The 15,852-nt window shown below is 72.8% G+C and carries 17 protein-coding genes and 1 pseudogene; 12 read left to right on the top strand and 6 right to left on the bottom strand.

The genetic code is table 11. The features are described 5' to 3' along the window. Window positions 1–225 precede the first annotated feature (225 nt). Genes FB465_RS32910 through FB465_RS32920 form a run of 3 tightly spaced genes read left to right on the top strand, consistent with a single transcriptional unit; the run spans window position 226 to window position 2,451 of the window. Window positions 226–642: a TOBE domain-containing protein gene (locus FB465_RS32910; protein ID WP_211785907.1), complete on the top strand. Its 417-nt coding sequence runs from the start codon at window positions 226–228 to the stop codon at window positions 640–642. A gap of 31 nt (window positions 643–673) precedes the next feature. Beyond that, window positions 674–1,366: a glycerophosphodiester phosphodiesterase gene (locus FB465_RS32915; protein ID WP_145796478.1), complete on the top strand. Its 693-nt coding sequence runs from the start codon at window positions 674–676 to the stop codon at window positions 1,364–1,366. Further along, window positions 1,363–2,451 carry a winged helix DNA-binding domain-containing protein gene (locus FB465_RS32920; RefSeq protein WP_170290743.1) on the top strand — a complete coding sequence of 363 codons (1,089 nt, stop codon included), beginning with the start codon at window positions 1,363–1,365 and terminating at the stop codon, window positions 2,449–2,451. Before FB465_RS32915 ends, FB465_RS32920 begins: the two co-directional genes overlap by 4 nt. A 53-nt stretch (window positions 2,452–2,504) precedes the next feature. Here the strand turns inward: FB465_RS32920 and FB465_RS32925 are convergent, their stop codons facing one another. Then, a complete protein-coding gene (locus FB465_RS32925) occupies window positions 2,505–3,455 on the bottom strand; it encodes a hypothetical protein (RefSeq protein WP_145796480.1) in 951 nt (316 codons plus the stop codon). A gap of 268 nt (window positions 3,456–3,723) precedes the next feature. Here FB465_RS32925 and FB465_RS32930 point away from each other — a divergent pair, with 268 nt between their 5' ends. The 4 genes from FB465_RS32930 to FB465_RS32945 are packed head-to-tail and all read left to right on the top strand — an operon-like array spanning window position 3,724 to window position 7,860. Further along, window positions 3,724–4,824 (top strand): type III polyketide synthase, encoded by a 1,101-nt coding sequence (locus FB465_RS32930; RefSeq protein WP_145796481.1) that lies wholly within the window; start codon window positions 3,724–3,726, stop codon window positions 4,822–4,824. 29 nt (window positions 4,825–4,853) lie between these two features. Next, window positions 4,854–6,059 carry a cytochrome P450 gene (locus FB465_RS32935; RefSeq protein ID WP_145796483.1) on the top strand — a complete coding sequence of 402 codons (1,206 nt, stop codon included), beginning with the start codon at window positions 4,854–4,856 and terminating at the stop codon, window positions 6,057–6,059. A 2-nt stretch (window positions 6,060–6,061) separates the two neighbouring features. Further along, complete coding sequence (locus FB465_RS32940; RefSeq protein ID WP_145796484.1) at window positions 6,062–6,652, top strand: cupin domain-containing protein; 591 nt, start codon at window positions 6,062–6,064, stop codon at window positions 6,650–6,652. Then, window positions 6,649–7,860, top strand: coding sequence for a cytochrome P450 (locus tag FB465_RS32945; RefSeq protein ID WP_145796486.1), 1,212 nt, complete (start codon window positions 6,649–6,651; stop codon window positions 7,858–7,860). Before FB465_RS32940 ends, FB465_RS32945 begins: the two co-directional genes overlap by 4 nt. 102 nt (window positions 7,861–7,962) lie before the next feature. On the opposite strand, the gene FB465_RS32950 is transcribed toward FB465_RS32945, so the two are convergent. Continuing rightward, window positions 7,963–8,922 carry an alpha/beta hydrolase gene (locus FB465_RS32950; RefSeq protein WP_170290744.1) on the bottom strand — a complete coding sequence of 320 codons (960 nt, stop codon included), beginning with the start codon at window positions 8,920–8,922 and terminating at the stop codon, window positions 7,963–7,965. Window positions 8,923–9,051: 129 nt separating this feature from the next. Between FB465_RS32950 and FB465_RS32955 the strand changes: the two genes are divergently transcribed. From FB465_RS32955 to FB465_RS32975, 5 genes are all read left to right on the top strand, one after another. Continuing rightward, complete coding sequence (locus tag FB465_RS32955) at window positions 9,052–9,906, top strand: spermidine synthase (RefSeq protein WP_211785909.1); 855 nt, start codon at window positions 9,052–9,054, stop codon at window positions 9,904–9,906. 122 nt (window positions 9,907–10,028) lie between these two features. Next, window positions 10,029–10,868 (top strand): class I SAM-dependent methyltransferase, encoded by an 840-nt coding sequence (locus tag FB465_RS32960; protein WP_145796489.1) that lies wholly within the window; start codon window positions 10,029–10,031, stop codon window positions 10,866–10,868. A 123-nt stretch (window positions 10,869–10,991) separates the two neighbouring features. Next, on the top strand, window positions 10,992–11,654 hold the full coding sequence (locus FB465_RS32965) for a DedA family protein (protein WP_145797736.1): 663 nt from the start codon (window positions 10,992–10,994) through the stop codon (window positions 11,652–11,654). Window positions 11,655–11,708: 54 nt separating this feature from the next. Next, complete coding sequence (locus FB465_RS32970; RefSeq protein WP_145796491.1) at window positions 11,709–12,377, top strand: O-methyltransferase; 669 nt, start codon at window positions 11,709–11,711, stop codon at window positions 12,375–12,377. Beyond that, on the top strand, window positions 12,377–13,276 hold the full coding sequence (locus FB465_RS32975) for a Gfo/Idh/MocA family protein (RefSeq protein WP_145796493.1): 900 nt from the start codon (window positions 12,377–12,379) through the stop codon (window positions 13,274–13,276). Before FB465_RS32970 ends, FB465_RS32975 begins: the two co-directional genes overlap by 1 nt. A 7-nt stretch (window positions 13,277–13,283) precedes the next feature. Here FB465_RS32975 and FB465_RS32980 read toward each other — a convergent pair whose 3' ends face one another. The 4 genes and pseudogenes from FB465_RS32980 to FB465_RS32995 form a co-directional block, all read right to left on the bottom strand. Further along, a complete protein-coding gene (locus tag FB465_RS32980) occupies window positions 13,284–14,372 on the bottom strand; it encodes a hypothetical protein (RefSeq protein ID WP_145796495.1) in 1,089 nt (362 codons plus the stop codon). Window positions 14,373–14,443: 71 nt separating this feature from the next. Beyond that, window positions 14,444–14,698: pseudogene (locus tag FB465_RS32985) on the bottom strand (GH25 family lysozyme); the annotation flags it as partial. 43 nt (window positions 14,699–14,741) lie between these two features. Then, window positions 14,742–15,470, bottom strand: a complete 729-nt coding sequence (locus tag FB465_RS32990) for a DUF2071 domain-containing protein (protein WP_211785910.1) — start codon at window positions 15,468–15,470, stop codon at window positions 14,742–14,744. Continuing rightward, window positions 15,467–15,805, bottom strand: a complete 339-nt coding sequence (locus tag FB465_RS32995) for a metalloregulator ArsR/SmtB family transcription factor (RefSeq protein WP_145796498.1) — start codon at window positions 15,803–15,805, stop codon at window positions 15,467–15,469. Before FB465_RS32995 ends, FB465_RS32990 begins: the two co-directional genes overlap by 4 nt. Window positions 15,806–15,852: the final 47 nt, after the last annotated feature.

Below are 15,852 nucleotides of genomic sequence, written 5' to 3' on the forward strand. Positions count from 1 at the left end.
GGCCTGCAGTCTCCCGCTTCGCGCAGTTCTCCCCCAGCCTTCGGCCGGGAGGTGCCCCCACGCCCCTGGGATGCCCGAACCTGATCGGGTGCCCGCCTACTGGCGGACGCCCTTGGCCGGCTCGAGTCGACAACTCCAGGGCTACCCGATCCTGCTTCGCGTCCGCACCGCGCCGTACGGCAGGATGGCGGGGACAGCATTCGGAGCGATCGCCAGGAGTGCCCCATGGGCCAGCCCGACCGGCCGGTCAACAACTATCGCATCGGCGAGGCCGCGGCGATGCTCGGCGTCAGCGCCGACACCATGCGGCGCTGGGTCGACGCGGGCCGGCTCGCCGCCGAGCGCGACGAGCACGGCCACCGGATCATCGCCGGAGCCCAGTTGGCAGCCTTCGCCCGCGAGCTCGCCAAACCCGAGAACGCCGAGGCCGAGGGCCGCCCCTCCTCCGCCCGCAACCGCTTCCCCGGCATCGTCACCGACGTGATCCTGGGCGATGTGGCCGCCCAGGTGGAGATCCAGGCCGGGCCGTTCCGGGTCGTCTCGCTGATCAGCCGGGAGTCGGCCGAGGAGCTCAACCTGGTGCCGGGCGCCCCCGCCACCGCCGTCATCAAGTCCACCAACGTGGTGGTCGAGCGCAGCTGACGGCCCGCCACCCCGTCGAGTGAGGATCTCCGTGCCCGTCCTTGCCGTCGCCCACCGGGGCGATCCGTACCGCTTCCGCGAGAACACCCTGGCCTCGGTGGAGTCCGCGCTCGCGGCCGGCGCCGACGCCGTCGAGGTGGACGTCCAGCTCACCAGGGACGGCGTACCCGTCCTGCTGCACGACCGGACGCTGGAGCGCCTCTGGCGCGACCCGCGCCCGGTCGGTGCCCTCACCCTGGACCAGCTGAGCGCCATCGGCAGCCCCGGCGTGCGGGTGCCGACCCTCGCCGAGGTGCTCAAGGCGGTCGGTGAGACCACCGGGGCCCGGCTGCTGATCGACCTCGACGAGCCCGGGCCGGTGGCCGCCACCCTGGCCGCCGTCACCGGCCTCGGCGCCGAGAGCCGGGTCGCCTACTGCGGTCCGGTCGCCGCCATGCTCGCCGTCCGCGAGCGTACGGCGGACGCCGAACTCGCCCTCACCTGGCGGCATCCCCGGCTGCCCTCCCGCCCGCTGCTGGACGACCTCCGGCCGTACTACGTCAACCCGCCGTTCGGCCTGGTCGACCGCGCGTACGTCGAGGCGGCCCACGAGGCCGGAGTGGCCGTCAGCACCTGGACGGTGGACCGGCGCCGCACCATGAGACGGCTGCTCGACGCCGGTGTCGACTCGCTGACCAGCAACCGGATCGCCCTGCTGCGGACGGTCCTGGGGGCACGGCCGTGACCGGGATCCTGACCCGACGGGCCCTCGGCCGGGCGCTGCTCGCCCGCCAGCACCTGCTCACCCGCACCACGATGGCCCCGGCCGCCATGGTCGGGCACCTGGTCGGCCTGCAGGCGCAGGCCGTCCCCGATCCGCCGTACGTGGGCCTCTGGTCGCGCCTGGAGGGCTTCCGCCCCGAGAACCTGACCGAGCTGATCGAACAGCGCCAGGCGGTCCGGGTCGGTCTCCAGCGGGGCACCATCCACCTGGTCACCGCCGAGGACTGCCTGACGCTCCGTCCGCTGGTCCAGCCCGTCCTGGACCGTGGGCTGCGCAGTACCTTCGGCAAGCGACTGGAGGGCCTGGACCTCGCCGAGATCGCCGCGCGGGCCCGGGAGCTGGTAGAGCAGGAGCCCCGGACCTTCCAGCAGCTCGGCGAGCTGCTCGCACCGGGCTTCCCCGGCCGCGACCCGGCGGCGCTGGCCCAGGCGGTCCGGGCGGAGCTGGCGCTGGTTCAGGTCCCGCCACGCGGACTCTGGGGACGCAGCGGGCCGGCCGCCCACACCACCGCCGAGCACTGGCTCGGCCGGCCCCTCGACCCGTCACCCTCGCTGGAGCGGATGGTCCTGCGCTACCTGGCCGCCTTCGGCCCCGCCACCGCCGCCGACGTCCAGAAGTGGTCCGGGCTGACCGGGCTGGGCCCCGTACTGGCCCGACTGGCACCGCAGTTGGAGACCTTCGGGGACGAGCAGGGCAGGACGCTGTACGACCTGCCGGAGGCGCCGCGTCCGGAAGAGGACACCCCGGCCCCCGTCCGGCTGCTGGCGCCCTTCGACAACCTGCTGCTCTCGCACGCCGACCGCACCCGGGTGCTGCCGGAGGAGTACCGGCCGCGGGTCATGACGCCCAACGGGATCGTTCTCGGCTCCCTGCTGGTGGACGGGCTGGTGGCCGGCTCCTGGCGGCTGGCCGACGGGGTGCTGCGGGTGCGGCCGTTCGGGCCGCTGCGGCCGGCGGACGTCGCGGGCGCCGAGGCGGAGGGCCGCCTGCTGCTCGACTTCGCGGGCGTCGGCGGGGAGCGGGTCGAGGTGGAGGCCGCGGGCTGAGGTCCGGCCCGGCGCCGGTGGCCCCACCGTCGCGACCCGCAGCCGTCGTGCGGTCAGGCGGAGACGAGCTGAGCCTGGTCCCGCCAGTACACGTACTGCTGAAGCGGGTCCCCGTGCTGCTCCCACGGCCAGGCGGTGACGGTCGGACCGATCGCCCGGAACACCTCTGCGGCGTGCGGCAGTCGGTTCGCCTGGACCAGTGCGTAGGCCAGCAGGTTGAGGTCGGCGGCCGCCGCCGCATGGGTGAGGAAGCCGGGCTGCGGCCAGGTGGTCAGGGCCCGCGCCAGAGCGGCCTCGGTGTCCGGACGGGTCCAGCGGTGCCGGGCACCGAGTGCGGTCACACCGCCGGCCGACAGGTTCGCCCGGTAGCGGTCGACGATCATCGCCAGCTCCACACCGGCGACCGGGGAGTCGGGCGGCGCCGAGGACCGGACGGCCTCGACGAAGTCCATCACCTGGCTGTGGGAGCCGCACTCGTCCGGCGAGAGGTAGCCGAGCATCTCCAGGTGCGCCTCGCGGTTCCAGGGGTCCCGCGCCCCGATCTCCTGGCAGACCGGGTAGACCTCGGCCTCCGGGCGGCGCAGCAGCCGCAGCACGCCCAGCAGGCAGACCCATGGCAGCGGGTCCTCGGGCAGCAGCTCGGCGGCCCGGCGGCACCGGTCCGCGATCGCCTGCGGGTCGTCCGGGCTGCCCGTTACGCGTCCTTCCTGCAGGGCGGTCCAGGCCTGGAAGAGCAACGCGTCCGGGTCCTTCGGGCGCTGTCTGCGCCAGACCTGGGCCAGGGCCAGCGGCGCCATCGCGGAGAGCACGGTGAACCGGTGTGTGCGGAGGTCCCAGTTCCTGCCCGTGTCCCGGAGCAGCTGCTCGACCAGGCCGGCCGAGAGGTCGAGGTGCCCCTGCACCCGAGGGGCGCCCAGTGCTCTGCACACCTTGCCCAGCTCGGCGTCGTCCAGCTCAGGAGCCAGACGGGGGGTGGTACTTCGGCGTCGTCCAAAGATCGGCATGGTGATCGAGGGTAGGGGGACGACCACGGGCCGGACAATCGCGTCCCACGATGTGTCGTACCGGCGAGGGCCCGGGCCCGTCCGGAGGTGTCTCGGGGGAGTTGACGCGGCATCAGGGGATGACGACGAGCCGATGACATGGTTATGGGTGTTTCATACCGGTTTGCCCAAACTCCTCTAGATCGGGAACGATCCTCCAGGGCCGCCTACGGCCCCGCCCGGCCGGGTTCGGCCGGGCGTCCTTTTGCGTATCGGGGGATGTCCCACCATGGCTACCTTGTGCCGGCCTGCCGTCGCCGTGCCCGAGCATGTGATCACTCTGCAGCAGACCCTCGATCTGGCTCGGTCCCTCCACGCCGGGCACCCCCAACTCCCGTTGGCGTTACGGCTGATCGAGAACACCGGGGTGCGCAAGCGACACCTCGTCCAGCCGATCGAGGAGACCCTGCGCCACCCGGGGTTCGAGGCCCGCAACCGGCTGTACGAGGCCGAGGCGAAGCGCCGCGTGCCGCAGGTCGTCCGTCGTGCGCTGGACAGTGCGGAGCTGACGGTCCGTGACATCGACCTGATCGTCTACGTGTCCTGCACCGGCTTCATGATGCCCTCGCTGACCGCATGGCTGATCAACACCATGGGTTTCCGGTCCGACACCCGGCAGCTGCCGATCGCCCAGCTCGGCTGCGCGGCAGGTGGCAGCGCGATCAACCGGGCGCACGACTTCTGCACCGCCTACCCGGAGGCCAACGCGCTCATCGTCGCCTGCGAGTTCTGTTCGCTGTGCTACCAGCCGACCGACCTCGGCGTCGGAACGCTGCTGTCCAACGGGCTGTTCGGCGACGCGGTGGCCGCAGCCGCGGTGCGCGGCACCGGCGGCACCGGGATCCGGCTGGAACGGAACGGATCCCATCTGGTGCCGGACACCGAGGACTGGATCGCCTACAGCGTCCGCGCCACCGGCTTCCACTTCCTGCTGGACAGGCGGGTGCCCGGCACCATGGAGCCGCTCGCGCCCGTCCTCACCGAACTGGCCGGCCGGCACGGCTGGGAGGCCTCCGCACTCGACTTCTACATCGTCCACGCCGGCGGCCCGCGCATCCTGGACGACCTCTGCAAGTACCTCGGAGTGCAGCCGGAGGCCTTCCGGTTCAGCCGGGCCACGCTCACCGAGTACGGGAACATCGCCAGCGCGGTCGTCCTGGACGCGCTCGCCCGGCTCTTCGACGAGGGCGGAGCGCCGGAGCGTGCCAAGGGACTGATCGCCGGGTTCGGTCCCGGTATCACCGCCGAGATCGCCCTCGGCCGGTGGACGGGCGCCCGGATCGGCCGTCAACGGTCCGTCGACGACGCCGTGCTCGATCTCGCCCGCTGAACCCGCCGACCGACACCAAGGGACCGCCCATGACCACCGCGCCGACCGCCCGGGTCCACTTCTGGAGCCCTCCGGACCTCCCCGGCCTCGACTTCGATCCGCTGCTCGCACGGCTGCTGCACGAGGAGCCCGTCGCCCGCGTCCGGCTGCCGCACGGTGAGGGGCACGCCTGGCTGGTGACCCGCTACGAGGACGTCAAGTTCGTCTCCGTCGACCCCAGGTTCAGCAGGAAGGCCGTCGTCGGACGGCCCGTCACCAGGCTCGCCCCGCACTTCATCCCGCTGGACGGCGCCGTCGGCCTGGCCGATCCTCCGGACCACACCAGGATCCGACGGGTGGTCGCCGGTGCGTTCACCGCCCGCAGGATGCGCCGCCTGCGCGACCACGCCCAGCAGGTGATCGACGGCCTGCTGGACGAGATGGAACGGCACGGCCCACCGCTCGACCTGGTGGCGCACCTCAACCGCCCCTTCCCACTGGCCATGGTGTGCGAGCTGATGGGCGTACCCGCCGAGGACCACGACCGGATGGCGCACTGGGCGGACACCGTCATCTCCGCCGTGCACGGACGCGAGGCCGCCGAACAGGCCAAGGCGGAGCTCGCCGAGTACTTCACCGAACTGCTGGCCCGCCGCCGCACCGAGCCGCGCGAGGACCTGGCCGGCGTGCTGGCCGAGGCCACCGACGAGGGCGTGCTCACCCTCGACGAGGCCGTCGGCCTCGCGGTTCTGATCCAGATCAGCGGCCCGCACGCCGTCCGCAACAACAGCGCCACCATGGTCTACACGCTGCTCACCCGGCCGCATCTCCTCGCCCGACTGCGGGCCGAGCCCGCGCTCGTCCCGCAGGCCGTCGAGGAACTGCTGCGCTACATCCCGCACCGCAACGCCGTCGGCCTCGCCCGCATCGCGCTCGAGGACATCGAGGTCGGCGGCGTGCTGATCCCGGCGGGCGACCCGGTGTACGTCTCGTACCTGACCGCCAACCGCGACCCGGAGGTCTTCGCCGACCCGGACCGGCTCGACTTCGACCGCGCCGTCAACCCGCACCTCGCCTTCGGCCACGGCCCGCACTACTGCCCGGGGCCCTCGCTCGCCCGGATGGAGTCCGAGATCATCCTCGCCTCGCTCCGGGACCGCTTCCCGGGCCTGCGGCTGGCCGTGCCCGAGGAGCAACTGCGCTGGCAGCGCGGAGCGTTGATCCGCGGACCCGAAGCCCTGCCGGTCGAGTGGTGACCATGCCCCGGAACAGAGAGGAGCCTGCCGTGCCCCGGCCTCGTCCGACCGATGGCCTGGTGGTCCCGCCCGGCGCCGGACGCACCATCAGAACCGCCGCGCAGCAGGTGACCTTCAAGGTCACCGGCGCCCACTCGCGCGTCGCGTCCACCTTCGAGGTGGTCGTCCCGCCCGGCTTCGACGTCGGGGCCCACACCCACGACCGCAGCGAGGAGCTGTTCTACCTGATCGAGGGCGAGCTGGACGTGCTGGCCTTCGAGCCCAGGATCCGTACCCGCGCCGACTGGCGGACCTGGGAGTCCCCTTCCGGGGAGCGGCACGTCCGGGCCACCCCGGGCACGCTGATCCTGGTGCCGCCCGGCTGCCCGCACGCCTTCGCCAACCCCACCGGACGGCCGGCCCGGATGCTCTTCCAGGCCTCCCCGCCGCCGGACCACGAGCGGTACTTCGAGGAGCTGCTGGATCTGCTGAACAGCGGCGGCGACATCGACCCGGCGGCGGTCGAGGAGCTCCGGCGGCGGTACGACATCGAGCAGCTGACCCCGCTACGGCACGCACCGGCGGCCGGTGCGCGGATCGGAGCGACGCCATGACCGAGACCTGTCCGGTGCGGCCGGCCGTGCACTACTGGCCGGTGGAGCATCTGGACGCCCTGGAGTTCGACCCGCTGCTGCACCGGCTGCTGCGCGAGGAGCCGATCGCCAGGGTGCGGATGCGCTTCGGCGAGGGCGAGGCCTGGCTGGTGACCAGGTACGAGGACGTCAAGGAGATCACCGCGGACCCGCGGTTCAGCCGGGAGCTGACCGTCGACCGGCCGGTGACCGGCATGACCCCGCACCGGGTGGCCCCCGTCGGCGGCATCGGACGCACCGACCCGCCCGAGCACACCCGGCTCAGGCGGCTGGTCGCCCAGGCCTTCAACCGCAGGCGGGCGGCCGCCCTGCGGGTCGAGGCACAGGAGATCGCCGACCGGCTGGTGGTCACGATGGCCGAGCAGGGCCCGCCCGCCGAACTGGCCGAGGCGCTGACCGGCCCGCTCCCGGAGCAGGTGATCGGCAGGCTGCTGGGCGTACCCGCCGCCGACTTCGGCCGGCTGCAGACCTGGCGAGGCGTCATCCTCTCCAGCAACCACTCCCTGCAGGAGGGCAACGCCGTCAAGGCCGAGATTGCCGGGTACTTCCGGGAGCTGGCCGACCACCGGGTGCGGCAGCCGGGCGACGACCTCTTCAGCGAACTGGTCGCGGCGCAGACCGCAGGCGCGCTCAGCCGGCCCGAACTGATCTCGCTGTCGGTGATGGTCGTGCTCAACGCCCTCGACCAGGTCCGCAACCAGACCTCGACCATGGTCTACACGCTGCTCACCCACCCCGAGCAGCTGGCCCGGCTGCGGGCCGAGCCCTCCCTACTGCCGCAGGCCGTCGAGGAGCTGCTGCGGTTCATCCCCCAGCGCAACGGCGTCGGCATGCCCCGGATCGCCACCGAGGACGTCGCGATCGGCGGCGTACTGATCAGGGCCGGCGAGGCGGTCTACGTCTCCTACCTCGCCGCCAACCGAGATCCGGCCGTCTTCGCCGACCCGGACCGGCTGGACCTGACCCGCGACGAGGCGCCGCACCTCGCCTTCGGGCACGGCGCGCACTACTGCCTCGGGGCGGCCCTCAGCAGGATGGAGGCGGAGGTGATCCTCTCCACCCTGCTGCGGGAGCTGCCGGGGCTGCGCCTGGCGGTCGAACCCGAGCAGGTCCGCTGGCGCCGGGGCTCCGTCAACCGCGGCCCGGAGACCCTGCCGCTGACCTGGTGACTGATCAGGATCGGGTATCCCAGGGGCGCGTGGGGGCACCTCCCGGCCGAAGGCTGGGGGAGAACTCCCCGCGCCCCTGTGGATACCCGACTGCGGAGACGCTCAGCCCGCCAGCGCCGGGAAGTACGTGCCGATCCAGCGGTCCAGCTCGGAGAAGACCTGGGTACGGGCGGCCGGCCCGGACAGGACCAGGTCGTGCACGCCGCCGTCGATCCGGACGGTGGTGACGTGGCGGCCGAGGCGGGGGGCGAGCGCGGCGATGTCGTCCGCGCGCAGGATGGCGTCGGTGTGCATCAGGGCCGGGTCCCACTTGCCGGTGATGGTGGAGGCGGTGGAGGCCATCAGCAGGACCGGGCAGTCGATGTGCAGGCCGCGTCGCACCTGGCGGTGGCCGCGCTGGATGGCGGCCAGCCAGCCGGCGTAGAGCGGGAAGCCTTCGGCGGGCTTGAGGGTGAGGTCGAAGTCCCAGTCGCCGCGGTGGTCGCGGTGCAGGCTGTGCACGTAGTGCGGGTTGAGCGGGGCCGGAAGCTTGCGGGTCGCCGCCAGCCGGCCGAGCGCGCCGACGGCGGGTGCGCCCAGGGCGCGCATGGCGGGGCTGGTGGGCATCGAGAGGAACGGGCTGTTGAGGAAGAGCCCGTCCACCAGGCCCTGGCCGGCCCTGCGGGAGGCCCAGAGGGCGGCGACCAGGCCGCCGGTGGAGTGCCCGTTGACCAGCAGCCGGGTGTGACCGTCCTGCTCGCGGATGATCCGGACCGCCTCGTCCAGCTCCTCGTCGTAGGCGCTCAGGTCGCGGACGAAGTTCGGCGAGTGGTGGGGGCGCAGCGAGCGCCCGTACTTGCGCAGATCCAGGGCGTAGAAGGAGAAGCCGGCCCGCACGAAGTGGTCGGCGAGATGGGTCTGGAAGAAGTAGTCGGTGTACCCGTGGAGGTAGAGCACGGCCTTCTCGGAACCGGGGACCAGCCGCCTGACCAGGGTCGCGCTGACCGCACCCTCGTCGTCGGGGGTCAGCGGCAGCTCGGCCGCCTCGTAGGGTGCACCCAGGATGTCTTCTCGGAACTCCACGTCTGCTGCCCCACCCAATCTCTGCTCCGACCGTGCCAGGAGCACCGACCATACCGGTCGGTAGCTCGCCGGGGTGCGCCGACTCCGGACCGGGAGAAAGACCTATGCTGCCGACATGCTGAGGACGACATGCTGAGTTCGAGTGACGACGCCCGGATGCCGGTCGAACGGGCCGTCGCGCTGGGCACGGCCAAGCTGATGCCCGACCTCGACGACGAGCACGGCTGGCTGCTCACCCTGGACGGCACTCCGCAGTCGTACGTCGACCTCGCCGAACCCACCCACCTCGAGTTCGAGTACACCCGGCGGATCGCCCACCTGCTGGACGTGCTCGCGCCCGCCGGGCGGCCGCTGGACGTGCTGCACCTCGGCGGTGGAGCGCTCACCGTCCCGCGCTACCTCGACGACACCCGGCCCGGCTCCCGCCAGCGGGTGGTCGAGATCGACGGCCCGCTGATGGAGCTGGTGGCCGAGACGCTGCCGTGGCCGTCCGGGATCGACGTCACCATCGGCGATGCGCGCGAGGCGCTCGGCAGCATCCCGCCCGCCTCCGTCGACGTGGTGGTCGCCGACGTCTTCCGCGCCTCGCGGACCCCCGCCCACCTCACCTCCGTCGAGTTCCTCCGGCAGGCGGCCGCCGTACTGCGCCCCGGCGGCTGCTACGCCGCCAACCTCGCGGACGGCCCGCCACTGGCCTTCGCCAAGGCCCAGGCCGCGACACTGCGCGCGGTCTTCCCGCAGACCTGTCTGGCCGCCGAGCCCTCGGTGCTGCGCGGCCGTAGGTACGGCAACATCCTGCTGATCGGCTCCGACCGGCCGCTGCCCGTCAAGGAGCTCAGCCGCCGGCTCGCGGCCGACCCCTTCCCGGCCCGGCTCCACGACGCCGAGGAGCTCGCCGAGCTGGTCAGGGGAGTCGCCCCCGTGCTGGACGCGGCGGCCGAGGACTCGCCGCCACCGCCGGACGGTGCGTTCAGCATCCTGTAGCGCGCAGCCGGTGTGGGTACCGGTGCCGGGGTGACACGAGCTCCGAGTGGCGCGGGCCGGACCGGGCGCCGGCCGTGGTGCGGTGCCAGAATGCCGGAATGGGCCAGCCGAAGGAGAACCGGATGACGTCCGATCAGCCCGAGAGGGTCAAGGCCGAGCTGGAGGCGATCCCGGAGACCGCCCTCTGGACGCTGTACCACCGCGCGGTGGAGGCCCGCCGCCTCGACACCGTGCTCGACGACCCCAAGGCCGTCGAGCTGGTCGAGCGGATCGACTACCCCTTCGAGGAGCGCTTCGGCCCCGACGGCGGACTCCAGGGCCAGCTCCAGGCGCTGCGGGCCGGCTGCTTCGACCGCGAGATCGAGGACTTCCTGGCCCGCTGCCCGCGCGGCACCGTGGTCTGCCTGGGCGAAGGGCTGGAGACGCAGTACTGGCGGGTGGACAACGGGCGCGCCACCTGGATCACGGTCGACTTGCCCGAGGCGGTCGCGCTGCGTGAGGAGCTGCTGCCGCCGGGGCCGCGCCAACGGCTGATCGCCTGTTCCGTCACCGACCCGCGCTGGATGGACGAGGTCGACGCCGAGCGGGGCGTGCTGATCACCGCCCAGGGCCTGCTGATGTACCTGCGGCCCGGTGAGGTCCGCGACCTGATCGCCGGCTGCGCCGAACGCTTCCCCGGCGGCACGCTGGTCCTCGACGCCGTTCCGCGCTGGTTCAGCCGGATGGCGACGCAGGGGAAGCTGCGCAGCCATGGCTACCAGGCCCCGCCGATGCCCTGGGGGATGGACGCCGCCGAGCGGGACAAGCTGGCCACTGCGCACCCGGGCGTCGCCGAGATCCGCGACGTGCTGCCGGTGGGCGGCCGGGGCGTGGTGGGCGCACTCCTGCCGTACCTGGCCAGGCTGCCGGTGGTCTCGGCAAGGCGGCCGTCGGTGGTGGCGGTGCGGTTCTCGGACCGGTAGGAACCCCGGCGCGGCTCTGCCCGTTACCGGTGGGGCGCTTCGGTCGGGTTACCCTGCATGAGGGGGGCGGCACCGCCATGCCCGACCGAGTAACCGAGCGTCCTGCCCATGGAGGTACCGGCCTTGCACATCGCCCAGTGGATCGAGAGTGTCCCGCCCACCGCGGTCTACGGGCTGGTGGGGCTGATCATCCTGGTGGAGAGCCTCGGGATCCCCCTGCCGGGTGAGATCGCACTGGTCACGGCTTCGGTGCTGGCGGCGAGCGGCGTGGTGAACCCCTGGGGGGTGGCCCTGTGTGCGATCGCCGGTGCGATCATCGGTGACTCGATCGGGTACTCGATCGGGCGCAAGGGCGGCAAGCCGCTGTTCGAGAAGCTCGGCCGGAAGTTCCCCAAGCACTTCGGGCCCGACCACCTGGCGACCGCCGAGAAGGCGTTCCAGAAGTGGGGGATGTGGGCGGTCTTCTTCGGGCGGTTCATCGCCCTGCTGCGGATCTTTGCCGGGCCGCTCGCGGGCGCGCTGCGGATGCCGTACTGGAAGTTCCTGATCGCCAACGTGCTCGGCGGCATCTGCTGGGCAGGCGGCACCACGCTGCTGGTCTACCAGGTCGGCAAGGTGGCCGAGCACTGGCTGAAGAGCTTCTCCTGGATCGGTCTGATCGCGGCCGTGCTCGGCGGCGCCCTGTCGGCCTGGATCCTCAAGCGCCGTGCGGCCAAGGCCGGGGCCGCCCACGCGGAGGCGGCGGTCGCCACGAGCGACACGGTGGCCGCGCCGGTCGCCGACTGACCGTCTGTCAGCGCCGGTGGGTACGATCAGCGGCAGACCCGACGGGAGGCCGGTATGAGCCAGCAGCAGTGGACGGCAGTCGACGAGTACTTCGGCGAGGTCCTGATCGGTGCGGATCCCGTCCTGGAGTCGGCGCTCGCCGGCGCGGACGAGGCGGGGCTGCCGCACATCAACGTCGCGCCCAACCAGGGCAAGCTCCTGCACCTGCTGGCCCTCACGGTGGGTGCCCGGCGGATCCTGGAGGTCGGCACCCTCGGCGGGTACAGCGCGATCTGGATGGCCCGCGCGCTGCCGGCCGACGGGAAGCTGATCACCCTGGAGATCGACCCGAAGCACGCCGAGGTGGCCCGGGGGAACCTCAAGCACGCGGGCCTGGCCGAGGTCGCGGAGGTGCGGATCGGCCCTGCGGCCGACACGCTGGCACAGCTGGCCCGTGAGGGTGCGGAGCCGTTCGACTTCGTCTTCATCGACGCCGACAAGCCGGGCAACCCGGCGTACTTCGAGTGGGCCGTGAAGCTCTCCCGCCCGGGCACGCTGATCGTGGTGGACAACGTGGTGCGCGGCGGCGCGGTCGCCGATGCCGCCAGCACCGACCCGAGCGTGACCGGCTCGCGTCGCCTGCACGAGGTGGTCGCCGCCGAGCCGCGCGTCTCGGCGACCTCGGTGCAGACGGTGGGCGTCAAGGGGTACGACGGGTTCCTGCTGGCCCGGGTGGAGAGCTGATGCGGATAGGCCTGCTCGGCACCGGGCCCTGGGCGGAGCGGGTGCACGCGCCCGCGCTGGCGGCGCACCCGGAGGTGGAGCTCGCCGGTGTGTGGGGGCGCCGCCCGGAGGCGGCCTCGGCGCTGGCGGCCGGGTACGAGGTGCCCGCGTACGCCGACGTGGACAAGCTGTTCGCCGAGGCGGACGCGGTCTCGATCGCGCTGCCGCCGGCGGTGCAGGCGGAGTTCGCGGTCCGCGCCGCCGAGGCGGGCTGCCACCTGCTGCTGGACAAGCCCGTCGCCCTGACGGTGCCCGAGGCCCGGCGGGTGGCCGAGGCGACCGCGCGTGCGGGCGTCGCCTCGGTGGTCTTCTTCACCCTGCGCTTCGGCGGCACCCAGGCACCCTGGCTGGCCGAGCAGGCCGCGCGCGAGGGCTGGTTCACCGCGCGCTGCGAGTGGCTCGGCTCGGTGTTCACCGCCGACAGCCCGTACGCCGCCTCGCCCTGGCGCCGGGAGAAGGGCGCGCTGTGGGACGTCGGGCCGCACGCGCTCTCCGTCCTGCTGCCGGTCCTCGGCGACGCGGTGCAGGTCACCGGCGCCCAGGGGCCGGGGGACACGGTGCACCTGGTGCTGCGCCATGCCGCCGGCGCGTCCAGCACGGCCACCCTCAGCCTCACCACGCCTCCCGGGGCCGCCGTCGACGGCGTCGGCCTGGAGCTGCGCGGCACGGCCGGCTTGACCCGGATGCCGGATCGCGACGAGAGCCCGGCCACCGCCTTCGGCCGCGCGGTCGACGCCCTTCTGGCCTCGGCCCGCAGCGGCGAGCCGCACCCCTGCGACGCGGCCTTCGGTCTGCGGGTGGTGGAGATCCTGGCCGCCGCCGAGCAGTCGGTCGCGACGGGGGCCGCCGTCTCGCTCTGACCGGGCGTCAGCCCGTTTTCGGGCGGCGGTCGGCGGGGCGGCTGGGTGGGATGGGCGTGGTGGGGAAGTCCCGGGGGCCTGCCCAGAGGGCGGGGACGGCATCGCTGCGGCGGGCGAGTTCATAGGCGAGGGCTTCGTAGTTGACCCGCCAGCCCTTGAAGTGCGGCCAGGCCTCGGCGGTCGGGCGCTCCTTGACGAAGCCGCTGGCGGTGACCATCGCGACCGCCGCGTCGAACTCCTCGAAGGTCAGCCGGATCGGGCTGTCGGGCTCGGGGTCCGCGTCGAACTCGATGCGCAGCGTCCGGCCGATGTCCCGCAGGGCGGTGAAGCCGGCCCGCAGGACCAGCCGGGCCTCCGGCGGGGCCGAGCGCGGGGCGATGGCGAGCTGCATGGCGGCCGCGTCCATCACCGCGAGCAGCCCCACCATCCAGCTGCGGTAGGGCTGCGGCGAACGGAAGGAGAGCAGCACCGGGTAGTTGGAGTGGCCCTCGCCGATGTCGGCGGCCAGCCGCTCCCAGTCGCGGTAGAGGTCGGGAAGCGCGGTCTCGGTGCCGACCAGGGACTGCCGGGCCAGCAGCTCCGGGCCCCAGGCGGGCTCGCCGGCCCGGGACTCCAGCAGGGTGACCTCCAGTTCGCGCCGGTTGTACGCGCCGTACAGGGTGGGCAGGTAGCCGATCAGCAGGGCGATGATCAGCGGCCCGGTGGCGGCGGCGAGGAAGTCGATGATGGACAGATGGAGACGCTCGCCGCTGGCGAAGCCGAGGGTGAAGAGGCTGGAGCCGGCCTCCCGGAAGGAGACCGACCAGTCCAGCTCGGACGTCCCGTGCAGCAGCAGTGTGTAGGCGAAGAGCATGCCGGTGAGCCAGGTGCCGAGCATGCCGATCAGGATCAGCGGGGCCAGCCAGGTCTGCACCCTGTCCTGCGCGTGGTAGCCGCCGAAGGGTGTCGCGATGATCCGCAGCACCGTTCGCAGCACCGCCCAGAGCCGGTAGGCCAGCACCGAGTACAGTCCGCGCGGCACGACCATGGTGCGCAGGATGCCGGCGATGGTGAGCAGCAGCAACAGCACCCCGGCCAGGGTGTAGATCAACCTCATGGCGCCATTGTGGCCTGGCGGGGCCGTCGGCAGCCGACCGGCCCGCCAGGCCTCCGCTGTCAGCCCTTGGCTCAGCCCTTGGCGAGGGCCTGCAGCCGGTCGTAGGCACCGTTGAAGCAGTTCTGGTCGCCGGGCAGGGTGCCGGAGTCGGCGAACTGCCAGATGGTCTGATATGCCCAGCCCGCCGGGAGGGTGCCGACGCTGCTCGCGTAGCGGGCGCTCCAGAGCGGGTTGGTGCCGCCGAAGCTGCTGTTGTTGCCGGTGCAGGTGGTCCACCAGTTGGTGGTGGTGCAGATGGCAAGGTAGCGGCCGGTCCGGCTGTGCACAGAAACGGCTGACCGATGTGGGGCGGTGACATTGCGTCGGGCGTCAGGCGGCGGTCGCCATCGCGGGGAGCGGGTGCCAGGTCACCGGTACGTCGCGCATCAGCACCGCGCAGTCCAGGGTGGCGCTGCCGGGCGGGAAGCGCTCCGGGTCCTCGAAGAAGGACGAGCGGACGGAGCGGAGGGTGGCCGGTTCGATCTGCCAGGCGTCCGTCCTGAGCTCCATTCCGTCGAGGCGCCGGCCGGCGCGGGTGGCCGAGAAACCCTTGGAGCCCTTGCGGAAGAAGGCGGACACCTCGTCGAGGCCGTCGAACAGCTTGCTGCCACCGAACCGTTCGGCGACGGCGGCCTCCACGGCCACCGTGGTCCGGCCGTCGCGGCTCGCGAACGCGATGCTCAGCTCGTCCGGCGTCTCCTGGACGTCGAAGTCGGCCCGGTCGTGGTCGCCCGGGAAGATCCGGCCGCCGGCCAACACGTTGATCGCGGAGCCGCTGTCCCGGCGTGGGATGTACACCCCGGTCTCCGGGCCCGACGGGCCGTCCCACTCGACGGCGAAGCGGTGGGCGGCGTTCTCGCTGCGCAGGCCGAGGCCGCCGGGTGCCAGGCGCGGGCGGGTGTCGCCGAGCCTGATCAGGCAGATGCCGGCCACGGCCCAGCCGCGTACCAGCTGGGGCCGCAGCGCTGCGGGCAGCTGCCGGGCGGCGACCTGCGGGTCGACTCGGTAGTTCACCAGCAGGCGGCGTTCGATCACGCTCGCCAGTCGGGGTGTGATCACGACGGGTCCCCCTCTGTCTCGGCGGCGGTGCGCCGCCTGGTGTGCCGCAGCACGATCTGGTCCGGGCAGACGGCGCTGAGGAAGCGGCCGACGCAGGTCGCCAGCCGTTCCTCGACGAGCGAGTAGAGGATGCGGTTGGCATCCCGCCGTTCGCGGACCAGTCCTGCGGACTTCAGGACGCCGAGGTGCCGGGAGACCGACGGGGCGCTGATCGTGAACCTGCTCGCGATCTCACCGGCGGCCAGTTCGCCCTCGCGCAGATCCTCCAGGATCTGCCGGCGGGTCGGGTCGGCGAGTGCGCGGAACACGCTCGCCTCGTCCTCGGTACTGTCCATGGTCGATTATTAGCACAGTAGCTAAATAGCTATCAATGCCAGAACCG

The sequence above is a fragment of the Kitasatospora atroaurantiaca genome (assembly GCF_007828955.1).
Classification (GTDB): Bacteria; Actinomycetota; Actinomycetes; order Streptomycetales; family Streptomycetaceae; genus Kitasatospora; species Kitasatospora atroaurantiaca.

Bases quoted from the DNA above. Each gene is read 5' to 3' on its own strand.
- FB465_RS32960 (WP_145796489.1), top strand. From the start codon at position 10,029: ATGACGTCCGATCAGCCCGAGAGGGTCAAGGCCGAGCTGGAGGCGATC.
- FB465_RS32945 (WP_145796486.1), top strand. From the start codon at position 6,649: ATGACCGAGACCTGTCCGGTGCGGCCGGCCGTGCACTACTGGCCGGTG.
- FB465_RS32910 (WP_211785907.1), top strand. From the start codon at position 226: ATGGGCCAGCCCGACCGGCCGGTCAACAACTATCGCATCGGCGAGGCC.
- FB465_RS32955 (WP_211785909.1), top strand. From the start codon at position 9,052: ATGCTGAGTTCGAGTGACGACGCCCGGATGCCGGTCGAACGGGCCGTC.
- FB465_RS32930 (WP_145796481.1), top strand. From the start codon at position 3,724: ATGGCTACCTTGTGCCGGCCTGCCGTCGCCGTGCCCGAGCATGTGATC.
- FB465_RS32995 (WP_145796498.1), bottom strand. From the start codon at position 15,805: ATGGACAGTACCGAGGACGAGGCGAGCGTGTTCCGCGCACTCGCCGAC.
- FB465_RS32970 (WP_145796491.1), top strand. From the start codon at position 11,709: ATGAGCCAGCAGCAGTGGACGGCAGTCGACGAGTACTTCGGCGAGGTC.
- FB465_RS32975 (WP_145796493.1), top strand. From the start codon at position 12,377: ATGCGGATAGGCCTGCTCGGCACCGGGCCCTGGGCGGAGCGGGTGCAC.
- FB465_RS32940 (WP_145796484.1), top strand. From the start codon at position 6,062: ATGCCCCGGAACAGAGAGGAGCCTGCCGTGCCCCGGCCTCGTCCGACC.
- FB465_RS32980 (WP_145796495.1), bottom strand. From the start codon at position 14,372: ATGAGGTTGATCTACACCCTGGCCGGGGTGCTGTTGCTGCTGCTCACC.
- FB465_RS32925 (WP_145796480.1), bottom strand. From the start codon at position 3,455: ATGCCGATCTTTGGACGACGCCGAAGTACCACCCCCCGTCTGGCTCCT.
- FB465_RS32935 (WP_145796483.1), top strand. From the start codon at position 4,854: ATGACCACCGCGCCGACCGCCCGGGTCCACTTCTGGAGCCCTCCGGAC.